Genomic DNA, 15,067 nt, shown 5'->3' on the forward strand with positions numbered 1-15,067 from the left:
CCTGCATTATTAGAATCTGCAGCGCGTGCTGAGAAACAATTTATTCACATGTACTCTGCCGGAAATTAGATATGCGCAATAAAAGACGCGTGCAATAGGGTGTCTTCGTGGCGGATCTGCCGCACAAGGTTTAGACTCAACTTCCAGCCATGAATCAAATTCATTAATGCGGAATAATAATGCTAAAAGATAACTTCAACGATCTCCTGTCGTTTATGGTGGTCGCCCGCGAACGCAGTTTCACCCGCGCCGCTGCCCAACTTGGGGTGTCGCAATCTGCGCTGAGTCATGCGATGCGCAACCTCGAAGCCCGGCTTGATGTTCGTCTGCTAACCCGTACCACCCGCAGCGTCGCTCCCACCGAAGCGGGTGAAAAATTGTTCCAGAATTTACGTCCACATCTCACGGAAATTGAACGCGAGCTCGGCGCCTTGAGGGATAGCCGCGCCCTTCCGGCGGGTAATATTCGCCTTAACGCCGGTGAACACGCCGTCAGCGCGGTGTTGTGGCCGGCATTAAAGCCATTTATGTTGCGTTATCCGGATATCAATATCGAAATTACCGTCGATAACGGCCTGGCCGATATCGTCGATGGCCGTTTTGACGCCGGCGTTCGTCTCGGCGATCAGGTGGCAAAGGATATGATTGCGGTGCGCATCGCCCCGGACATGCGCATGGTCGTCGTGGGCTCGCCCGACTATCTACAACGCTACGGCACCCCGCAGACGCCTTATCAACTGGATCAGCACCGCTGTATTAATATGCGGCTACCAACCCGCGGCGGGATTTACGCTTGGGAATTCACCGATGATGGTAAGGGCTTTCAGGTTTATGTAGAGGGTCAACTGACGCTGAATAGCTTACCGCAACGCATTGATGCCGCTGAATCTGGTCTCGGCCTGGCCTATGTGCCGGATGATTGCGTCGAGGAGGCGCTGGTTGCCGGTCGTTTAGTACGGGTACTCGATGCCTGGACACCCACCTTCCCTGGTTATCATCTGTATTATCCCAGCCGTCGTCAGCATACCGCTGCGTTTGCGCTACTCGTCGACGCGTTGCGTCATTGAACTCATTGATATTTAAGTAAGTGCTGTTGTGAAATGTTTTACGTGCGTCACTATCACGTTACGTGTAGGATGCAGCGCCGTGCCTGATTTATCTCTACGACAGAATAGTGAGAAAGCCAGCACGATGTATCGCCGCTGCGCGATACGACAACCACTCATGGACATTGACAGGAAAATGGGTACATCAATGAATAACAAACACACTGACGCGGCGGAACATCATGCCGCGAAACGCCACTGGCTCAACTCGCACGAATCGGGTTACCACAAAGCAATGGGCAACCGTCAGGTACAGATGATCGCCATTGGCGGCGCCATCGGGACCGGTCTGTTTCTCGGCGCCGGGGCGCGTTTACAAATGGCAGGCCCGGCGCTGGCGCTGGTTTATCTGGTTTGCGGTATCTTCTCCTTCTTCATCCTTCGCGCCCTCGGCGAACTGGTTCTCCATCGCCCCTCCAGCGGTAGTTTCGTCTCTTACGCTCGCGAATTTCTCGGTGAAAAAGCCGCCTACGTTGCCGGCTGGATGTATTTCGTCAACTGGGCAATGACCGGTATCGTCGATATCACCGCCGTCGCCTTGTATATGCACTATTGGGGCGCTTTCGGCGATGTTCCGCAGTGGGTCTTCGCCCTTGGCGCGCTGGCGATCGTCGGCACCATGAATATGATCGGCGTGAAATGGTTCGCTGAGATGGAGTTCTGGTTCGCGTTGGTGAAAGTACTGGCTATCGTCGCGTTCCTGGTTGTCGGCACGATTTTCCTCGGTACCGGCAAACCGCTGGATGGCAATGCCACCGGCTTCCATCTGATTACCGACAACGGCGGTTTCTTCCCGCACGGTCTGTTGCCGGCTCTGGTACTGGTTCAGGGGGTCGTCTTCGCCTTCGCTTCTATCGAGCTGGTGGGTACCGCGGCGGGCGAATGTAAAGATCCGGAAACCATGGTACCGAAAGCGATTAACAGCGTGATCTGGCGTATCGGCCTGTTCTACGTCGGTTCCGTCGTACTGTTGGTGCTGCTGCTGCCGTGGAACGCCTATCAGGCAGGACAAAGCCCATTCGTCACCTTCTTCTCGAAGCTCGGCGTACCGTACATCGGCAGCGTGATGAACATCGTGGTGTTAACTGCCGCCCTCTCCAGCCTGAACTCCGGCCTGTACTGCACCGGGCGCATTCTGCGTTCGATGTCGATGGGAGGTTCAGCGCCGAAGTTTATGTCGAAGATGAGCCGCCATCACGTCCCTTACGCCGGGATCCTCGCAACGCTGGCAGTTTACGTGGTGGGAGTCTTTCTCAACTATCTGGTGCCGTCGCAGGTATTTGAGATCGTGCTTAACGTCGCCTCTCTGGGGATTATCGCCTCATGGGGCTTTATCGTGATCTGCCAGATGCGTCTGCGTAAGGCTATCAAGGAAGGAAAAGCGGCGGATGTAAGCTTCAAGATGCCGGGCGCGCCGTTTACTTCATGGCTGACGCTGCTGTTCTTGCTGAGCGTACTGGTGTTGATGGCTTTTGACTACCCGAACGGCACCTATACCATCGGATCCATTCCGCTGCTGGCGGTGCTGCTGGTCGCAGGCTGGTTCGGCGTACGTAAACGCGTGGCTGATGTTCACAGCACGGCGCCGGGCGTTGAAAAACGCTAAGCGCCACTCCATAACGGTTTGCCCCTCTGCGGGCAAACCGTCACCGCAAAATTAATTATCTTCCACCAGTTGAGCAACGTCGCTGCTGTTGATTTCGCGTTTGTTGCCAGACTCATCGATATAGCTGGTCATGCCGGTCTCTTTATCCAACTGCGGTTTACCGTGGGTCACAATAGTTTGCCCACTTTTTGTCGTCATGACGTAATTAGAGCTGCAGCCTGCCAGAAGCGCCAGCATTGCCGCCGCGCAGATCACCATATATGGCTTTTTCATAATTTCTCCAGAATGATTACCACTTTCCCGCCGCGCGCGGGAAAAAGTAAGTGTATAACCTTTATAGTAATCAGGCTAATAGCGGTTTGTAACAGAGGATGAGACCCGGAGTAAGGAGGGGTCGCCCCCTCCCTTGAGATTACAGGGCAATGCGGATTACGTCGTCCGGCGCGGTGGCCTCTTTCTGACGAGTTGACTCCTGCTTCACGCTAACAAACAGCGTTTTTCCATCGGCGGACAGCGCCAGGCTATTCGGGAAGGTTGGCGTTTTGAAGGTTTTAACGGCCTTATAGGTCTTAGCATCAATGACGCTGACTTCACCCGCTTTGCGATGGGTGACATAGACTTCGTTGCGGGCCGGGTTAAACAGTACCGCCAGAGATTCCGGCGCGGCGATTTTTTGCAGTACTTTCCCGTCACGAATATCTACCACCAGCACTTCCGGCTGCTTGCTGTCGGTAATGAAAGCACGGTGACCAGCTGTATCCAGGCTCAGGTTCAGGTAGAAATGCTCTTTACCGTCATCCTGCAGCTTCTTACGCGAGAGGATCTTATTGCTATCGGTATCGATAGTCAGCAGTTCGCCATCGGCATTGGTGGTGTAAAGACGTTTAGCGTCAGCATCGAGCGCCAGCCCGGTGGCCATCGCGCCGGTATTGGCGATGGTATCTTTCAGCGTCAGCTTGTCGCCATCCACCACCCAAATCACGCTCTCTTTACCCAGCCCGGAGATATACACGGTATTGGTTTTCTCATTCACCACCAGCTCACGCGGCTGCAGCGGGCGCACGGTATCACTACGTTTACGGTCATCGAGCACCAGTCGCCCTTTCACCGCGCTGGTTTTGGCATCTATTGCGGTCACGCTGCTATCAACGGTGTTGCCAAACCACAACGTCTGGGTGGTGTTATTGATGGTGGCGCCGAACGGTTTCAGGTCGTTATGAATAACCTGGGTGATGTCGAGCGTGGTCGGATCCAGACGATAGACGATGCCGCCCTTATCAAGGGAACGGCTTTGCGAGGTCGCAACCCACAGCGCATTTTCCTGCTGGCTGTACGCCATTTCGTACGCGCCTTTACCAACCGCTTTGCGCAGGAGCTCTTCGGCGGCGTGGGCGCTGAAGCTGCCTGCCAACAGTAACGACGTTAATAACAGAGAACGACGCAGACGCGGCGCGGATAACTGACGTAATGACATAACGATTCCCTTTATAGAACAATTAATTACCGGTTAGAGATGGCTTCCACGGCGTAAAGTTTAACTTCACTCGTTTTGTAAATGAGAATAGTAATCATTATTTATCTTAATGTGGAGCGTTAATTGTCTTTTTTGCTTAAAAGAATCACCTTTGCTAGCTATTACTTAACGACTGGTTAGTTAATTATTTTCAAAGAATTTACAAACGGTGTAACATATATACATATGTTCCATTTGGTACGTTTCTCTTTGCGAGTCGCTTTGATGAAGATTATTGCCATGCGCACGGTCGCGCTCCCCGCTTTATTACTCCCTCTCGTCGCCAACGTGCATGCCAGCACCAACGACGAACAAACCATGGTCGTCACGGCGACGCCTACCGCGGTTTCCGAACTGGATACCCCTGCCGCCGTCAGCGTAGTGAATGGCGATGATATGCGACAGGCCGCCCCGCGAATTAACCTCTCGGAATCGCTCGGCGCGGTACCCGGTTTACAGGTACAAAACCGGCAAAACTATGCTCAGGATTTGCAGTTGTCGATTCGTGGTTTCGGTTCCCGCTCCACCTACGGCGTCCGTGGCCTGCGGCTATACGTTGACGGTATCCCTGCCACCATGCCCGATGGCCAGGGGCAGACATCGAATATCGATATCGGCAGCATCGATAGCCTGGAAGTGTTACGCGGACCTTTTTCCGCGCTCTATGGCAACTCTTCCGGCGGCGTAATTAACGTCAATACCCAAACCGGCAGCCAGCCGCCGACCATTGAGGCCAGCAGCTACTACGGCAGCTTCGGTACCTGGCATTATGGACTGAAAGCTACCGGCGCCGTCGGCGACGGCACTCAGGCAGGCGACGTCGACTACACGGTGTCTACCAACCGTTTCACTACCCATGGTTCACGCGACCATAGCGGCGCGCGGAAAAATCTCGCCAACGCAAAATTAGGCGTGCGTATTGATGACGTCAGTAAATTAACGTTGCTGTTCAATAGCGTGGATATTAAAGCTAACGACCCGGGCGGATTGAGCTACGACGAGTGGCAGAATAACCCGCGCCAGTCGCCCCGCGGCGACCAGTACAACACACGTAAAACGGTGAAGCAGACTCAGGCCGGATTACGCTATGAGCGCCAGCTTAGCCAGCAGGACGATCTGAGCGTGATGATGTATGCCGGCGAGCGCGAAACCACTCAGTACCAGTCAATCCCCATGGCGCCGCAGCTGAAGCCCTCGCATTCCGGGGGAGTCATCGATTTGACTCGCCATTATCAGGGGATCGACACCCGCTGGACCCACCGCGGCGAATTGCTGGTGCCGGTGACCTTTACCACCGGTCTTGATTACGAAAATATGAGCGAACGGCGTAAGGGTTATGAAAACTACGTTCTGGTGAACGGCGCGCCGCAATATGGCGAACAGGGCAACCTGCGCCGTAATGAACGTAATCTGATGTGGAACCTGGACCCATACTTGCAAACCCAGTGGCAGTTGACCGACAAGCTCACATTCGATGCTGGCGTTCGCTACAGTTCCGTGTGGTTTGACTCTAACGACTATTACGTCACCCCGGGTAACAGCGACGATAGCGGCGATGCCAGCTATCACAAATGGCTGCCAGCCGGTTCATTGAAATATGCCGTCACGGATGCCTGGAATATCTATCTTTCCGCCGGGCGCGGTTTTGAAACGCCGACGATCAATGAGCTCTCTTATCGTTCTGGCAACCAGAGCGGATTAAATTTCGATCTTAAACCTTCCACAAATGAAACCGTGGAAATTGGCAGCAAAACGCGGATAGGCAACGGACTGTTCACCGCCGCGCTTTTCCAGACCGATACCGACAATGAGATTGTGGTCGATTCCAGCAGTGGCGGTCGCACCAGCTATAAAAACGCCGGTAAGACCCGTCGTCAGGGAATGGAATTAGGTCTCGACCAGCAGTTTGGCGACAGTTGGAAATTAAAAGCAGCATGGACCTGGCTCGACGCCACCTATCGCACGAACGTTTGCGGTTCGTCGGACTGCAACGGCAATCGTATTCCGGGTATCGCCCGCAATATGGGCTACGCCTCTTTCGGTTATCAACCGGAACAGGGCTGGTACGCGGGGAGCGATATCCGTTATATGGGCGACATTATGGCCAACGACGCCAACACCGCCAAAGCGCCATCGTGGACCGTGGTTGGCCTGACCACCGGCTATAAGTGGAGCTACGGAAAAATGGATATGGATCTGTTTGGCCGCGTCGATAATCTGTTTGATCGCAATTACGTGGGATCAGTGATTGTCAACGAATCCAATGGTCGTTATTACGAACCAGCGCCGGGCCGTAACTTCGGCATCGGTATGAATCTCGCCTGGCGTTTCGAGTAACTACGCCCGCCGATGGGTGATGATAAAAAAGGGATCCCAATTGGGATCCCTTTTTGATTCCGCCGCAGTCTGTTAGAACGCGCTTCTCAAGGACAATTCGAAAATAATTTTTTCCGCCTGGCAGGAGAAATTCACCGCCGCGTCCAGTTTCGCCTCATTACCCACCGGTTCAATAGTGTAATCCACGGTCGGCGTTTCGCTGGCGGCGGCAACGGCGCGTTCACGAATGGCCGCTACCGCGGACTCCGCTTCTTCACGGGTAGGGAAAAGTTTCTCGACCCGGTAAACGCAGTCTTCGTTATCGATAATGGTGCCAACATCAATGGCGCAGCCTTTGGTACTGCATTTATCAACTACATCTTTCATCGCATTAACCTCTTAAGTTTCCTTAAGGATAAAAAGCCGCTCACGGAAAAGCAAACCATTAATAAAAGTATGGATTAATCATTTTTGGTTAAAGGCGGCGAAAGCGCCCCCGCATGCTTCTTCGGGGGCATTGGAGAAAACGGCGACGTTACTCGTCCGCTGCGACGTTAATCACCACTTTGCCGAAGTTTTCCCCCTTCAGCAGGCCAATCAGCGCCTGCGGCGCCTGCGCCAGGCCGTCAATCTGCTGCTCGCGATATTTGATTTTACCTTCCTGTACCCAGCGCCCCATTTGCTGCTGGAACTCGGCAATGCGATGGCCATAATCCTGGCCGATGATAAAGCCCTGCATACGAATGCGTTTTTTAAGGATGGTCGCCATCAGCAGCGGCAGCCGATCCGGGCCATCCGGTAACGCTGTGGCGTTGTAGCCGCTAACCAGTCCGCACACGGGAACACGCGCCGCAGTATTCAGCAACGGCAGAACCGCATCAAAGACTTTACCGCCGACGTTTTCATAGTAGACATCGATTCCCTGCGGACACGCCTGCGCCAGCTGCTGGCTGAAATCCGCAGCGCGATGGTCAAGACAAATATCAAAGCCTAACGTCTCTACCGCATAACGACATTTCTCGGCGCCGCCGGCAATACCGACGGTGCGGCAACCCTTAAGTTTGCCAATCTGCCCGACGGTGGCCCCTACCGGCCCGGTTGCCGCCGCCACCACCAGCGTTTCGCCCGCTTTCGGCTGGCCGATATCCAGCAGCCCCATATAAGCGGTAAATCCCGGCATGCCTAACACCCCCAGCGCCCAGGAAGGGTGTTCAGGATTGTCGCCGAGCTTAACCAGATCGCTACCATCGGAAAGCGCATAATCCTGCCAGCCACTATAGCCAAGCACCCACTCACCGGGTTTAAAATCAGGGTGATTAGAGCTCACCACGCGACTTACCGTCCCACCGACCATCACCGCGCCAATGTCCACCGGTGGCGAATAAGAAGGCGCATCGCTCATCCGTCCGCGCATATAAGGGTCGAGTGACAAATAAATAGTCCGCAGCAGGATCTGATTCGCCCCCGGCGTTGGGAGGTCACCCTCTTCCAGTCTGAAATTTTCGGCGGTAGGTTCACCGTGCGGGCGTGAAGCCAATACCCAGCGGTGATGGCGTTGTGGATTAGCGGTCATAGCAAACTCCTCTTGTTAACGGCCTGTACTGAGGCTAGCCGTTTTATGCTTAACGCGCTTTAACATTATGAGCCGGATTGATTCAGACGCACTACCAGATAGACGCAAGTCTCGTGGGTCTCATTGATAAACCGGCAATCGTTGGGCGGCCCCAGTTCCAGACAATCCCCCGCCTGCATCTGATGGCGAGTGTTCCCTTCAACAAAAACTAACTCACCCTGCTGTAGCCAGATGAGCTGTCGCGCCAGCGCGTACGAAGAAGCAGGCATCGGTACATCGCTGCCGGCCGGCAACTCTATTTGCACCAGATCGATCGGCAGATCGCTGCGCGGCGAGACGTGACGGCGCAAATAGTGGCTTTGTGGATCGCGCCACACCGGCTGGTTGGCAAAGCGCAAAAGCTTACCCTCCTGCATCTCTGCACGCGCAATCAACGTCGACATGCTGATACCAAACGCGCCGGAGAGACGGCCCAGCATCGTCGCGGTGGGGCTACTTTCGCCACGTTCTATTTTATGCACCATTGCCCGCGAGGCCCCTGCGCGTTCAGCCAGATCGCTTAGCGACCAGCCGCGGGACTCGCGTTCGATACGAATGCGTGCGCTAATGCGCTGGTTGAGATTGTCTTCTATAGTATTCATGACGTAACAATATAGTGCGCACTACCGTATTACACAACTGTCCGCTATCCCCTATACTGCGCTGTTCCACGTAAAATTTATCGTAAAATTGATGACAGCCGGACGTTCATTATTGTAATAATACCGTACTACTATAGTGTACAAACTTTGAGGCTTGCTATGTCCATCCGCCATGCCAGTAAAGACGATTGCGCGGCGATCGCCGAAATCTATAATCACGCCGTACTGCATACCGCCGCCATCTGGAATGACAAAACCGTCGATATCGATAACCGTATTGCCTGGTTTGAGGCCCGGCAGATTGCCGGCTATCCGGTGCTGGTGAGTGAAGAAAACGGCGTGATTACCGGGTACTCCTCGTTCGGCGACTGGCGCGCATTTGACGGTTTCCGCCATACCGTTGAACATTCGGTCTATGTCCATCCCGATCATCAGGGTAAGGGGATCGGCCGTAAGTTGTTAGTCGCGCTTATCGCTGAAGCGCGGCGTCTGCACAAACATGTGATGGTGGCCGGAATTGAATCCCGCAACCATGCTTCGTTGCATCTACATGAAACCCTGGGGTTTATCACCAGCGGGCAGATGCCGCAGGTGGGAACTAAATTCGGTCGCTGGCTGGATCTGACCTTTATGCAGCTACAGCTCGACGATCGCCAGGATCCGGACGGCGAGGCATGAATCAGTCGCTCACCCTTGCCTGCCTGATAGCGGCGGGCGTCGGTCTGGTATTGCAAAACACCCTGATGGTCCGCATTACCCAATCCGCCTCGACGATTCTTATCGCCATGTTGCTCAATTCGCTGGTGGGAATTGTTATTTTTGTCACCATTTTGCTATTGCGCCACGGCGCGGCAGGCTTTCAGGAACTGGCGCTGAACATCAAATGGTGGACCCTTATTCCCGGCCTGCTGGGATCGTTTTTCGTCTTCGCCAGCATCAGCGGTTATCAAAACGTAGGGGCGGCGACAACCATTGCGGTGCTGGTGGCCAGTCAGCTGGTTGGCGGATTGGTTATTGATTTGATTCGCGCCCACGGCGTGCCGATTAGGGCGTTAATCGGGCCAGTATGCGGGGCGGTGATGTTGGTGGTAGGCGCCTGGCTGGTCGCCAGACGCCAGTTCTGACATCACCCTTAAAGGATCTCGCCGCCTTTGGTTAACTGCTCGCGGCGTGCTTCCTGATCTTCATGATGTTGACGCCCGTGATGGGCTATCGCCGTCCGTAGACGCTGCTGCTGGGTATAGCGTTCTTCGCGGCCCAGCTCAGCATCATCGCTTAAGGCAATCAGTAGCTCGTTCATATGGCTAATCACGCCCCCGGCAATGGTGTCATCGACCCTGGCAATGACATCGTCCAGATGTGCCATCCTGTTCTCCTTTTCGATCAATTCAGCTTAGCTTTGGAAAAATCGCTTCCCATCAGACTCACGCTATAGCCGCTGACGTTGCTGCGGGTGGCGTAGAAAGTTTTACCCGTCGCCAGCGTGATCCACGGCGCCTGCTGATAGAAAATTTCCTGAGCCTGTTGGTAAAGTTTGGCGCGCGCCTGCGGATCGCTCACCAGAAGCGCTTTTTTCACCAGCGCGTCATAGGACTTATCGCACCAGCGCGCTACGTTAGAGCCGGTTTTGATATTATCACAGCTGAGCAGCGTGCCGGCGAAGTTGTCCGGATCGCCATTATCGGACATCCAGCCAAACAACGCGCTATCATGCTCGCCCTTGCGCATACCGGAAAGGTATTCGCCCCACTCATAGCTGACGATTTTCGCTTTTATGCCGACTTTGCTCCAGTCGTTCTGAATCATTTCAGCGACACGTTTCGACTTCGGGTTATACGGGCGCTGTACCGGCATCGACCACAGAGTCACTTCTGCGCCCTGCGCCACCCCCGCCTGCTTAAGCAGCTCTTTCGCCTTCTGTGGATTGTAGTCGTAATCCGGTAAATCCTTCTTGTAACCGAGCATATTGGCCGGGATCGGCGATTTCGCCACGTTGCCGGAATCCAGGAAGACCGCCTTCACGATCGCCTGCTTATCGGTGGCGTAGTTCAGCGCCTGACGTACCAGCACGTTATCAAACGGTTTCTTTTCAGTATTAAATGCCAGATAGCCCACGTTCAAGGCTTCCACCGCGTGTAGCGCCAGATCTTTATTCCCTTTAATTACCGGAAACTGTACCGGCGATGGCGCGGGAATGATCTGGCATTCGTTGGTTTGCAGCTTAGCCAGGCGGGTTTCAACGTTCGGCGTGATGGAGAAGATCAGATGTTTAGTCGGTACCTCGCCTTCCCAATAGTGCGGGTTGGCGATATAACGGATTTGTGAATCTACCTTGTACTGCTGCAGCGCGTAAGGGCCGGTGCCAATAGGCCAGCTATCAACGTATTCCGGCGTCCCCTTTTTCAACATCGCGTCGGCATATTCCGCAGAAAGAATCGAGGCGAAGTCCATCCCCCAGTCGGCGAGAAACGCCGCATTGGGTTCGCTCAGCACAAACTGAACGTGATAATCATCAATCTTCTTCACTTCTTTAATCAGCTTATCAAGACCAACGTCGTGGAAATATTCATAATTGCCCTGCGACACGTTGTGATATGGATGTTGCGGATCCTGCTGGCGCAGCACCGAGAACAACACATCATCCGCATTGAAATCGCGGGTCGGTTTAAAGTATTTATTGCTGTTGAACTGCACGCCTTTACGCAGCGTAAAGGTCCAGGTTTTACCATCCGGAGAGACTTTCCATTCGGTCGCCAGCGACGGAATCGGCGTGTTTTTAAGCGGATCAAAGGTTATCAGGCGATTATAAAGTACCTGTGAGCTGGCAACGAATGAAGGACCAGAGCTGGCGATTTGCGGGTTAAAGGATTCCGGCGAGGCTTCCGAACAGTAGACCAACGTGTCGTTGGCCGCAGCCAACGCGGCGCCGGTCGGCAACAGCGCGCTTAAGGCCAGCGCAAGTAGTGATTTCCCTGTAGACATGGTTATAAACCTTATAAATTTGTTATATGCACACTAATAACAGCACAGTGGAATACAACCAGCAAATAATGAATCGCTATTAGATTCACACTTTAACTCATAAGGTTAGTGCTGTTTGCTTTGCTTAACGGCACTATCATCGGCTACGCCCGCACCGGTACGACAAAATGATTATTTACGACTAAGATCCAATCGCGTGCCGCATTGTCCCTTTTCAGTCAAAGGAGCGTTACATGACGAATTCGATTTATCAGCCTATCACCCTCAACGATCCGCGGTTGTTGCAATTTGCCGAACAGTTGAATCCTGGCGCCAGTCCGATCTATCTCCCGGTCATTGATAGACCTGGGCCTGAGGGAAACGCCTATTGGAACGTCAGCGCGGCGATCGAACAGGTCGGTGGAAAAATGCTGCTGGGCTGGGAGATAAACTACTGGCCGGGCTGTTTTCTGGTCGCAACGCATCACGCCGCCTTACAGGCCGACGATGGCGGTGTCTATGATGTGACTCAACGTTCGCAAGCCGCGGCGGTCCCTAACGTTAATCTTTTTGTTCCCGACGACTCAATTGCTATTGATCTTGATAAAACACCGGCGGTCAAATCACGATTTTACATATTACATTCCGCCGTCCAAATTACGGACTATCTCCGGGCATATGATAATCTCAACGCTTTCGAGAAAAAACTAAGCGATAAGTTATATGATATCGGCTATCGTTGTGAAACGAATAAAGCGTTGGCGAGCGGTGTCGTTGGCGCAACGCCTGCCTTCACGGAAAACAGTTCGGTCGATGTTGACGAAATAAAAATGAATATTTCGGAATTAAGCTGGATATTAAAAGATAAAATTAAAAAGCTAAAACAATATTCTGACGCACTACAGGTACAGCCATTACATTAACTGTCCTCTTTGGGCCGTGGCGAATGGATTATGTCTGCTACGGCCCATGTTCACCGTTCTCATTATTGTACTAAGTTGTGACCCGCTGAGTAATCTGCAAAAAAGTTGTGCGATAACCGCCCTTTCGCCGCTGCGCAATGAGGTAAGGCGGTAGACTCGACACTCCGCAGACCAATGAGGTTACGCTAATGACAATAACCTGCAGCTTATATAGCGGCGGCCGCTGGCATGATGCCGAAGGCCACGCTACTTTCACTCGCCGACATCCGCAAAATAGCGAGATAGTCTCTACCGCCGCAGCGGCCAGCCTCAATGATGCCCGTCGCTGCGCAGAAGCCGCCGCCGCCGCATTCCCGTCATGGCGCGACACCATCCCCTCCGAACGTCGCCGTCTGTTGTTGGAAGCCGCCGAGCAAATGCAGCGTAGAGAGGCGAAATTTATCGCCACTATGGCGGCGGAGACCGGCGCGACAGCGCACTGGGCCGGATTCAACGTGCACCTGGCGGCAGATATTTTGCGTGAAGCCGCGGCCTTGACCACGCAAATCGAAGGTCAAATTATTCCCTCCAACGTGGCCGGTAATCTGGCGATGGGCGTGCGTCAGGGGGCCGGCGTGGTGCTGGCTATGGCGCCGTGGAACGCGCCGCTCATTCTGGCAACCAGAGCCATCGCTACGCCGCTGGCCTGCGGCAATACGGTGATACTCAAGGGTTCGGAACTCTCGCCCGCCACGCAAAGCTTAATCGTCGATGCCCTTGCCGCGGCGGGCTTTCCCGACGGCGTGGTGAATTATCTCACCTGCTCGCCAGCCGAAGCGCCTGCGCTGGTGGAGACGCTGATTGCTCACCCCGCCATACGACGCGTCAATTTTACCGGGTCGACCCCGGTTGGGCGCATTATTGCCCGCACCTGTGGAGAACACCTTAAGCCTGCGATACTGGAACTGGGCGGCAAAGCGCCTCTACTGGTACTGGATGATGCCGATCTGCAGCAGGCAGCGGCGGGCGCGATTTTCGGCGCTTTTGCCAACGCCGGGCAGATTTGTATGTCCACCGAGCGCATTATTGTCGATGAGAGCATCGCGGATGACTTTGTCGCTTTAATCAGCCAACGAGCTTCCGCGCTGCCTGCTACGCTTCTCGGCCCGGTGGTCGATTTGAAAACGGTACAACGCTGCAACGCGTTGATTGATGATGCGCTAAGTAAAGGCGCACATTTACTCTGCGGTGGAAAAGCGGATTCGACGCAAATGCGCGCCACCCTGCTGGATGGCGTAACGAGCGAAATGCGCATATGGCATGAAGAATCTTTTGGCCCGGTCAAATCGGTGATCCGGGTTAACGGCGAGGAAGAGGCGCTGGCCGTGGCAAACGATAGCGAGTACGGGCTGGCGGCAGCGGTTTATAGCCGCGATACCGCTCGCGCCTGGAATGTGGCGCAAAACCTGCAAACCGGTATTTGCCATATTAACGGCCCTACCGTACATGATGAAGCGCAGATGCCGTTCGGCGGCTGTAAAGCGTCCGGCTATGGCCGCTTCGGCGGACGCGCCGGGATCGCTGAATTCACCGAGCTTCGCTGGATAACCATGCAAACTCGCCCGCGCGAATTACCGTTCTGATTTACCGCGATGCTTTCAGACCAGCCCGGCAATCGCGCGCGCCAGCGCGGCCGGGTTTTCCCATGCCATCGAATGCCCCGCCTGTGGTATGACAGCCAATGCGATACCCGCAGTTTCGACGTCTTCCGCTTCCTGTGAGGGTAGCGATAAACTACCGTAGATAAGCGTCTTACGGCATTGCAGGTGAATAAAACGCTCAAACCACGAGGGAGAAGCGCCTACTACCAGGCTGGTAGCTCCCCGCCATAACGCCCACGGTGCGCTATTTTGTAGGCAACCTTTCCATGGGGACGTTTCTGCCGCCAGCATCGACTGATAGCCGTTGGCGATAAAATCATCTTCCGTCTGCCCGGCGATTTTACAGCTATAGAATCCCCCACCGGCATAGAGATTGGGCTCGGCGACAATTAAGGCCTCAACGCGTTTGCCCAGCCGCTGCGCTGCCTCAATAGCCACACTGCCCCCCATACTATGGCCGTAGAGAATGCAGCGGCTGACCTGCAATTTGTTCAGCCACTCCACAACGACCGCAGCCTGGTCAGCAATTCGGTAGCCAAACTGAAGCGGTTTATCGCTGTAACCATAGCCTGGAAGATCAATTAGTAAGGCCCGGCGCCCATTCAATATAGGGTTAGAAACCACTGGCGGGTAATCGTATGAAGAGGCGCAACCTAACCCATGAATGAACACAATAGGGTCCCCCTGGCCTTGGAAATCAAACCAACGGACCGTTGCGCCGGCTAAATGCGAATAGAAGCTGTTCATCAGATGGCATCCTTATTATTTTTAACTGTATTTATATACAG

At 54.1% G+C, this 15,067-nt stretch carries 15 protein-coding genes; 7 read left to right on the top strand and 8 right to left on the bottom strand.

Annotated elements, in window-relative coordinates; genetic code table 11:
- The first annotated feature begins 179 nt into the window (after positions 1 to 179).
- A complete protein-coding gene (locus ABLV17_RS23545) occupies positions 180 to 1,067 on the top strand; it encodes a LysR family transcriptional regulator (protein ID WP_015366427.1) in 888 nt (295 codons plus the stop codon).
- 187 nt (positions 1,068 to 1,254) lie between these two features.
- Entirely contained in the window at positions 1,255 to 2,712 is a 1,458-nt protein-coding gene (gene ansP / locus ABLV17_RS23550) for an L-asparagine permease (RefSeq protein ID WP_045382500.1), read from the top strand.
- A gap of 51 nt (positions 2,713 to 2,763) precedes the next feature.
- On the opposite strand, the gene ABLV17_RS23555 is transcribed toward ansP, so the two are convergent.
- Positions 2,764 to 2,985, bottom strand: a complete 222-nt coding sequence (locus tag ABLV17_RS23555) for a YgdI/YgdR family lipoprotein (RefSeq protein ID WP_015366425.1) — start codon at positions 2,983 to 2,985, stop codon at positions 2,764 to 2,766.
- Positions 2,986 to 3,124: 139 nt separating this feature from the next.
- Positions 3,125 to 4,186 carry a YncE family protein gene (locus ABLV17_RS23560; RefSeq protein ID WP_308958669.1) on the bottom strand — a complete coding sequence of 354 codons (1,062 nt, stop codon included), beginning with the start codon at positions 4,184 to 4,186 and terminating at the stop codon, positions 3,125 to 3,127.
- A gap of 264 nt (positions 4,187 to 4,450) precedes the next feature.
- Between ABLV17_RS23560 and pqqU the strand changes: the two genes are divergently transcribed.
- Positions 4,451 to 6,562 (top strand): TonB-dependent receptor PqqU, encoded by a 2,112-nt coding sequence (gene pqqU, locus ABLV17_RS23565; RefSeq protein ID WP_308958670.1) that lies wholly within the window; start codon positions 4,451 to 4,453, stop codon positions 6,560 to 6,562.
- A 72-nt stretch (positions 6,563 to 6,634) separates the two neighbouring features.
- Here pqqU and ABLV17_RS23570 read toward each other — a convergent pair whose 3' ends face one another.
- From ABLV17_RS23570 to ABLV17_RS23580, 3 genes are all read right to left on the bottom strand, one after another.
- The gene (locus ABLV17_RS23570) at positions 6,635 to 6,928 is read right to left on the bottom strand and encodes a DUF406 domain-containing protein (protein ID WP_047054792.1); all 294 of its coding nucleotides are present in this window, start codon (positions 6,926 to 6,928) and stop codon (positions 6,635 to 6,637) included.
- A gap of 148 nt (positions 6,929 to 7,076) precedes the next feature.
- A complete protein-coding gene (locus ABLV17_RS23575; RefSeq protein ID WP_213316161.1) occupies positions 7,077 to 8,114 on the bottom strand; it encodes an NADP-dependent oxidoreductase in 1,038 nt (345 codons plus the stop codon).
- A gap of 65 nt (positions 8,115 to 8,179) precedes the next feature.
- Positions 8,180 to 8,755: an XRE family transcriptional regulator gene (locus ABLV17_RS23580; protein ID WP_308959220.1), complete on the bottom strand. Its 576-nt coding sequence runs from the start codon at positions 8,753 to 8,755 to the stop codon at positions 8,180 to 8,182.
- A gap of 159 nt (positions 8,756 to 8,914) precedes the next feature.
- Here ABLV17_RS23580 and ABLV17_RS23585 point away from each other — a divergent pair, with 159 nt between their 5' ends.
- Positions 8,915 to 9,433 (top strand): GNAT family N-acetyltransferase, encoded by a 519-nt coding sequence (locus tag ABLV17_RS23585; protein WP_087859544.1) that lies wholly within the window; start codon positions 8,915 to 8,917, stop codon positions 9,431 to 9,433.
- Positions 9,430 to 9,879: a DMT family transporter gene (locus ABLV17_RS23590; RefSeq protein ID WP_032708166.1), complete on the top strand. Its 450-nt coding sequence runs from the start codon at positions 9,430 to 9,432 to the stop codon at positions 9,877 to 9,879. The genes ABLV17_RS23585 and ABLV17_RS23590 overlap by 4 nt, the downstream gene beginning before the upstream one ends.
- An 8-nt stretch (positions 9,880 to 9,887) precedes the next feature.
- Here ABLV17_RS23590 and ABLV17_RS23595 read toward each other — a convergent pair whose 3' ends face one another.
- Both ABLV17_RS23595 and ABLV17_RS23600 read right to left on the bottom strand, forming a co-directional pair.
- A complete protein-coding gene (locus ABLV17_RS23595; protein ID WP_113373278.1) occupies positions 9,888 to 10,121 on the bottom strand; it encodes a YdcY family protein in 234 nt (77 codons plus the stop codon).
- 17 nt (positions 10,122 to 10,138) lie between these two features.
- Positions 10,139 to 11,737 carry an ABC transporter substrate-binding protein gene (locus ABLV17_RS23600; RefSeq protein WP_308959171.1) on the bottom strand — a complete coding sequence of 533 codons (1,599 nt, stop codon included), beginning with the start codon at positions 11,735 to 11,737 and terminating at the stop codon, positions 10,139 to 10,141.
- Between the two features lie 233 nt (positions 11,738 to 11,970).
- Between ABLV17_RS23600 and ABLV17_RS23605 the strand changes: the two genes are divergently transcribed.
- Both ABLV17_RS23605 and ABLV17_RS23610 read left to right on the top strand, forming a co-directional pair.
- The gene (locus tag ABLV17_RS23605) at positions 11,971 to 12,639 is read left to right on the top strand and encodes a hypothetical protein (protein ID WP_087859541.1); all 669 of its coding nucleotides are present in this window, start codon (positions 11,971 to 11,973) and stop codon (positions 12,637 to 12,639) included.
- Between the two features lie 188 nt (positions 12,640 to 12,827).
- Positions 12,828 to 14,261 (top strand): aldehyde dehydrogenase, encoded by a 1,434-nt coding sequence (locus ABLV17_RS23610; RefSeq protein ID WP_348854717.1) that lies wholly within the window; start codon positions 12,828 to 12,830, stop codon positions 14,259 to 14,261.
- Positions 14,262 to 14,276: 15 nt separating this feature from the next.
- Here ABLV17_RS23610 and ABLV17_RS23615 read toward each other — a convergent pair whose 3' ends face one another.
- Complete coding sequence (locus tag ABLV17_RS23615) at positions 14,277 to 15,026, bottom strand: alpha/beta hydrolase (protein ID WP_045394028.1); 750 nt, start codon at positions 15,024 to 15,026, stop codon at positions 14,277 to 14,279.
- Between the last annotated feature and the right edge of the window lie 41 nt (positions 15,027 to 15,067).

This window comes from Klebsiella sp. CN_Kp091 (genome assembly GCF_040065095.1).
In the GTDB taxonomy this organism is placed as follows: Bacteria; Pseudomonadota; Gammaproteobacteria; order Enterobacterales; family Enterobacteriaceae; genus Klebsiella; species Klebsiella aerogenes.

What these genes read in the sequence shown, in the direction of transcription:
- ABLV17_RS23615 (WP_045394028.1), bottom strand. Translation starts at nt 15,026, where the DNA reads ATGAACAGCTTCTATTCGCATTTAGCCGGCGCAACGGTCCGTTGGTTT.
- ABLV17_RS23555 (WP_015366425.1), bottom strand. Translation starts at nt 2,985, where the DNA reads ATGAAAAAGCCATATATGGTGATCTGCGCGGCGGCAATGCTGGCGCTT.
- ABLV17_RS23580 (WP_308959220.1), bottom strand. Translation starts at nt 8,755, where the DNA reads ATGAATACTATAGAAGACAATCTCAACCAGCGCATTAGCGCACGCATT.
- ABLV17_RS23605 (WP_087859541.1), top strand. Translation starts at nt 11,971, where the DNA reads ATGACGAATTCGATTTATCAGCCTATCACCCTCAACGATCCGCGGTTG.
- ABLV17_RS23600 (WP_308959171.1), bottom strand. Translation starts at nt 11,737, where the DNA reads ATGTCTACAGGGAAATCACTACTTGCGCTGGCCTTAAGCGCGCTGTTG.
- ABLV17_RS23570 (WP_047054792.1), bottom strand. Translation starts at nt 6,928, where the DNA reads ATGAAAGATGTAGTTGATAAATGCAGTACCAAAGGCTGCGCCATTGAT.
- ABLV17_RS23590 (WP_032708166.1), top strand. Translation starts at nt 9,430, where the DNA reads ATGAATCAGTCGCTCACCCTTGCCTGCCTGATAGCGGCGGGCGTCGGT.
- pqqU (WP_308958670.1), top strand. Translation starts at nt 4,451, where the DNA reads ATGAAGATTATTGCCATGCGCACGGTCGCGCTCCCCGCTTTATTACTC.
- ABLV17_RS23585 (WP_087859544.1), top strand. Translation starts at nt 8,915, where the DNA reads ATGTCCATCCGCCATGCCAGTAAAGACGATTGCGCGGCGATCGCCGAA.
- ansP (WP_045382500.1), top strand. Translation starts at nt 1,255, where the DNA reads ATGAATAACAAACACACTGACGCGGCGGAACATCATGCCGCGAAACGC.
- ABLV17_RS23545 (WP_015366427.1), top strand. Translation starts at nt 180, where the DNA reads ATGCTAAAAGATAACTTCAACGATCTCCTGTCGTTTATGGTGGTCGCC.
- ABLV17_RS23595 (WP_113373278.1), bottom strand. Translation starts at nt 10,121, where the DNA reads ATGGCACATCTGGACGATGTCATTGCCAGGGTCGATGACACCATTGCC.
- ABLV17_RS23610 (WP_348854717.1), top strand. Translation starts at nt 12,828, where the DNA reads ATGACAATAACCTGCAGCTTATATAGCGGCGGCCGCTGGCATGATGCC.
- ABLV17_RS23575 (WP_213316161.1), bottom strand. Translation starts at nt 8,114, where the DNA reads ATGACCGCTAATCCACAACGCCATCACCGCTGGGTATTGGCTTCACGC.
- ABLV17_RS23560 (WP_308958669.1), bottom strand. Translation starts at nt 4,186, where the DNA reads ATGTCATTACGTCAGTTATCCGCGCCGCGTCTGCGTCGTTCTCTGTTA.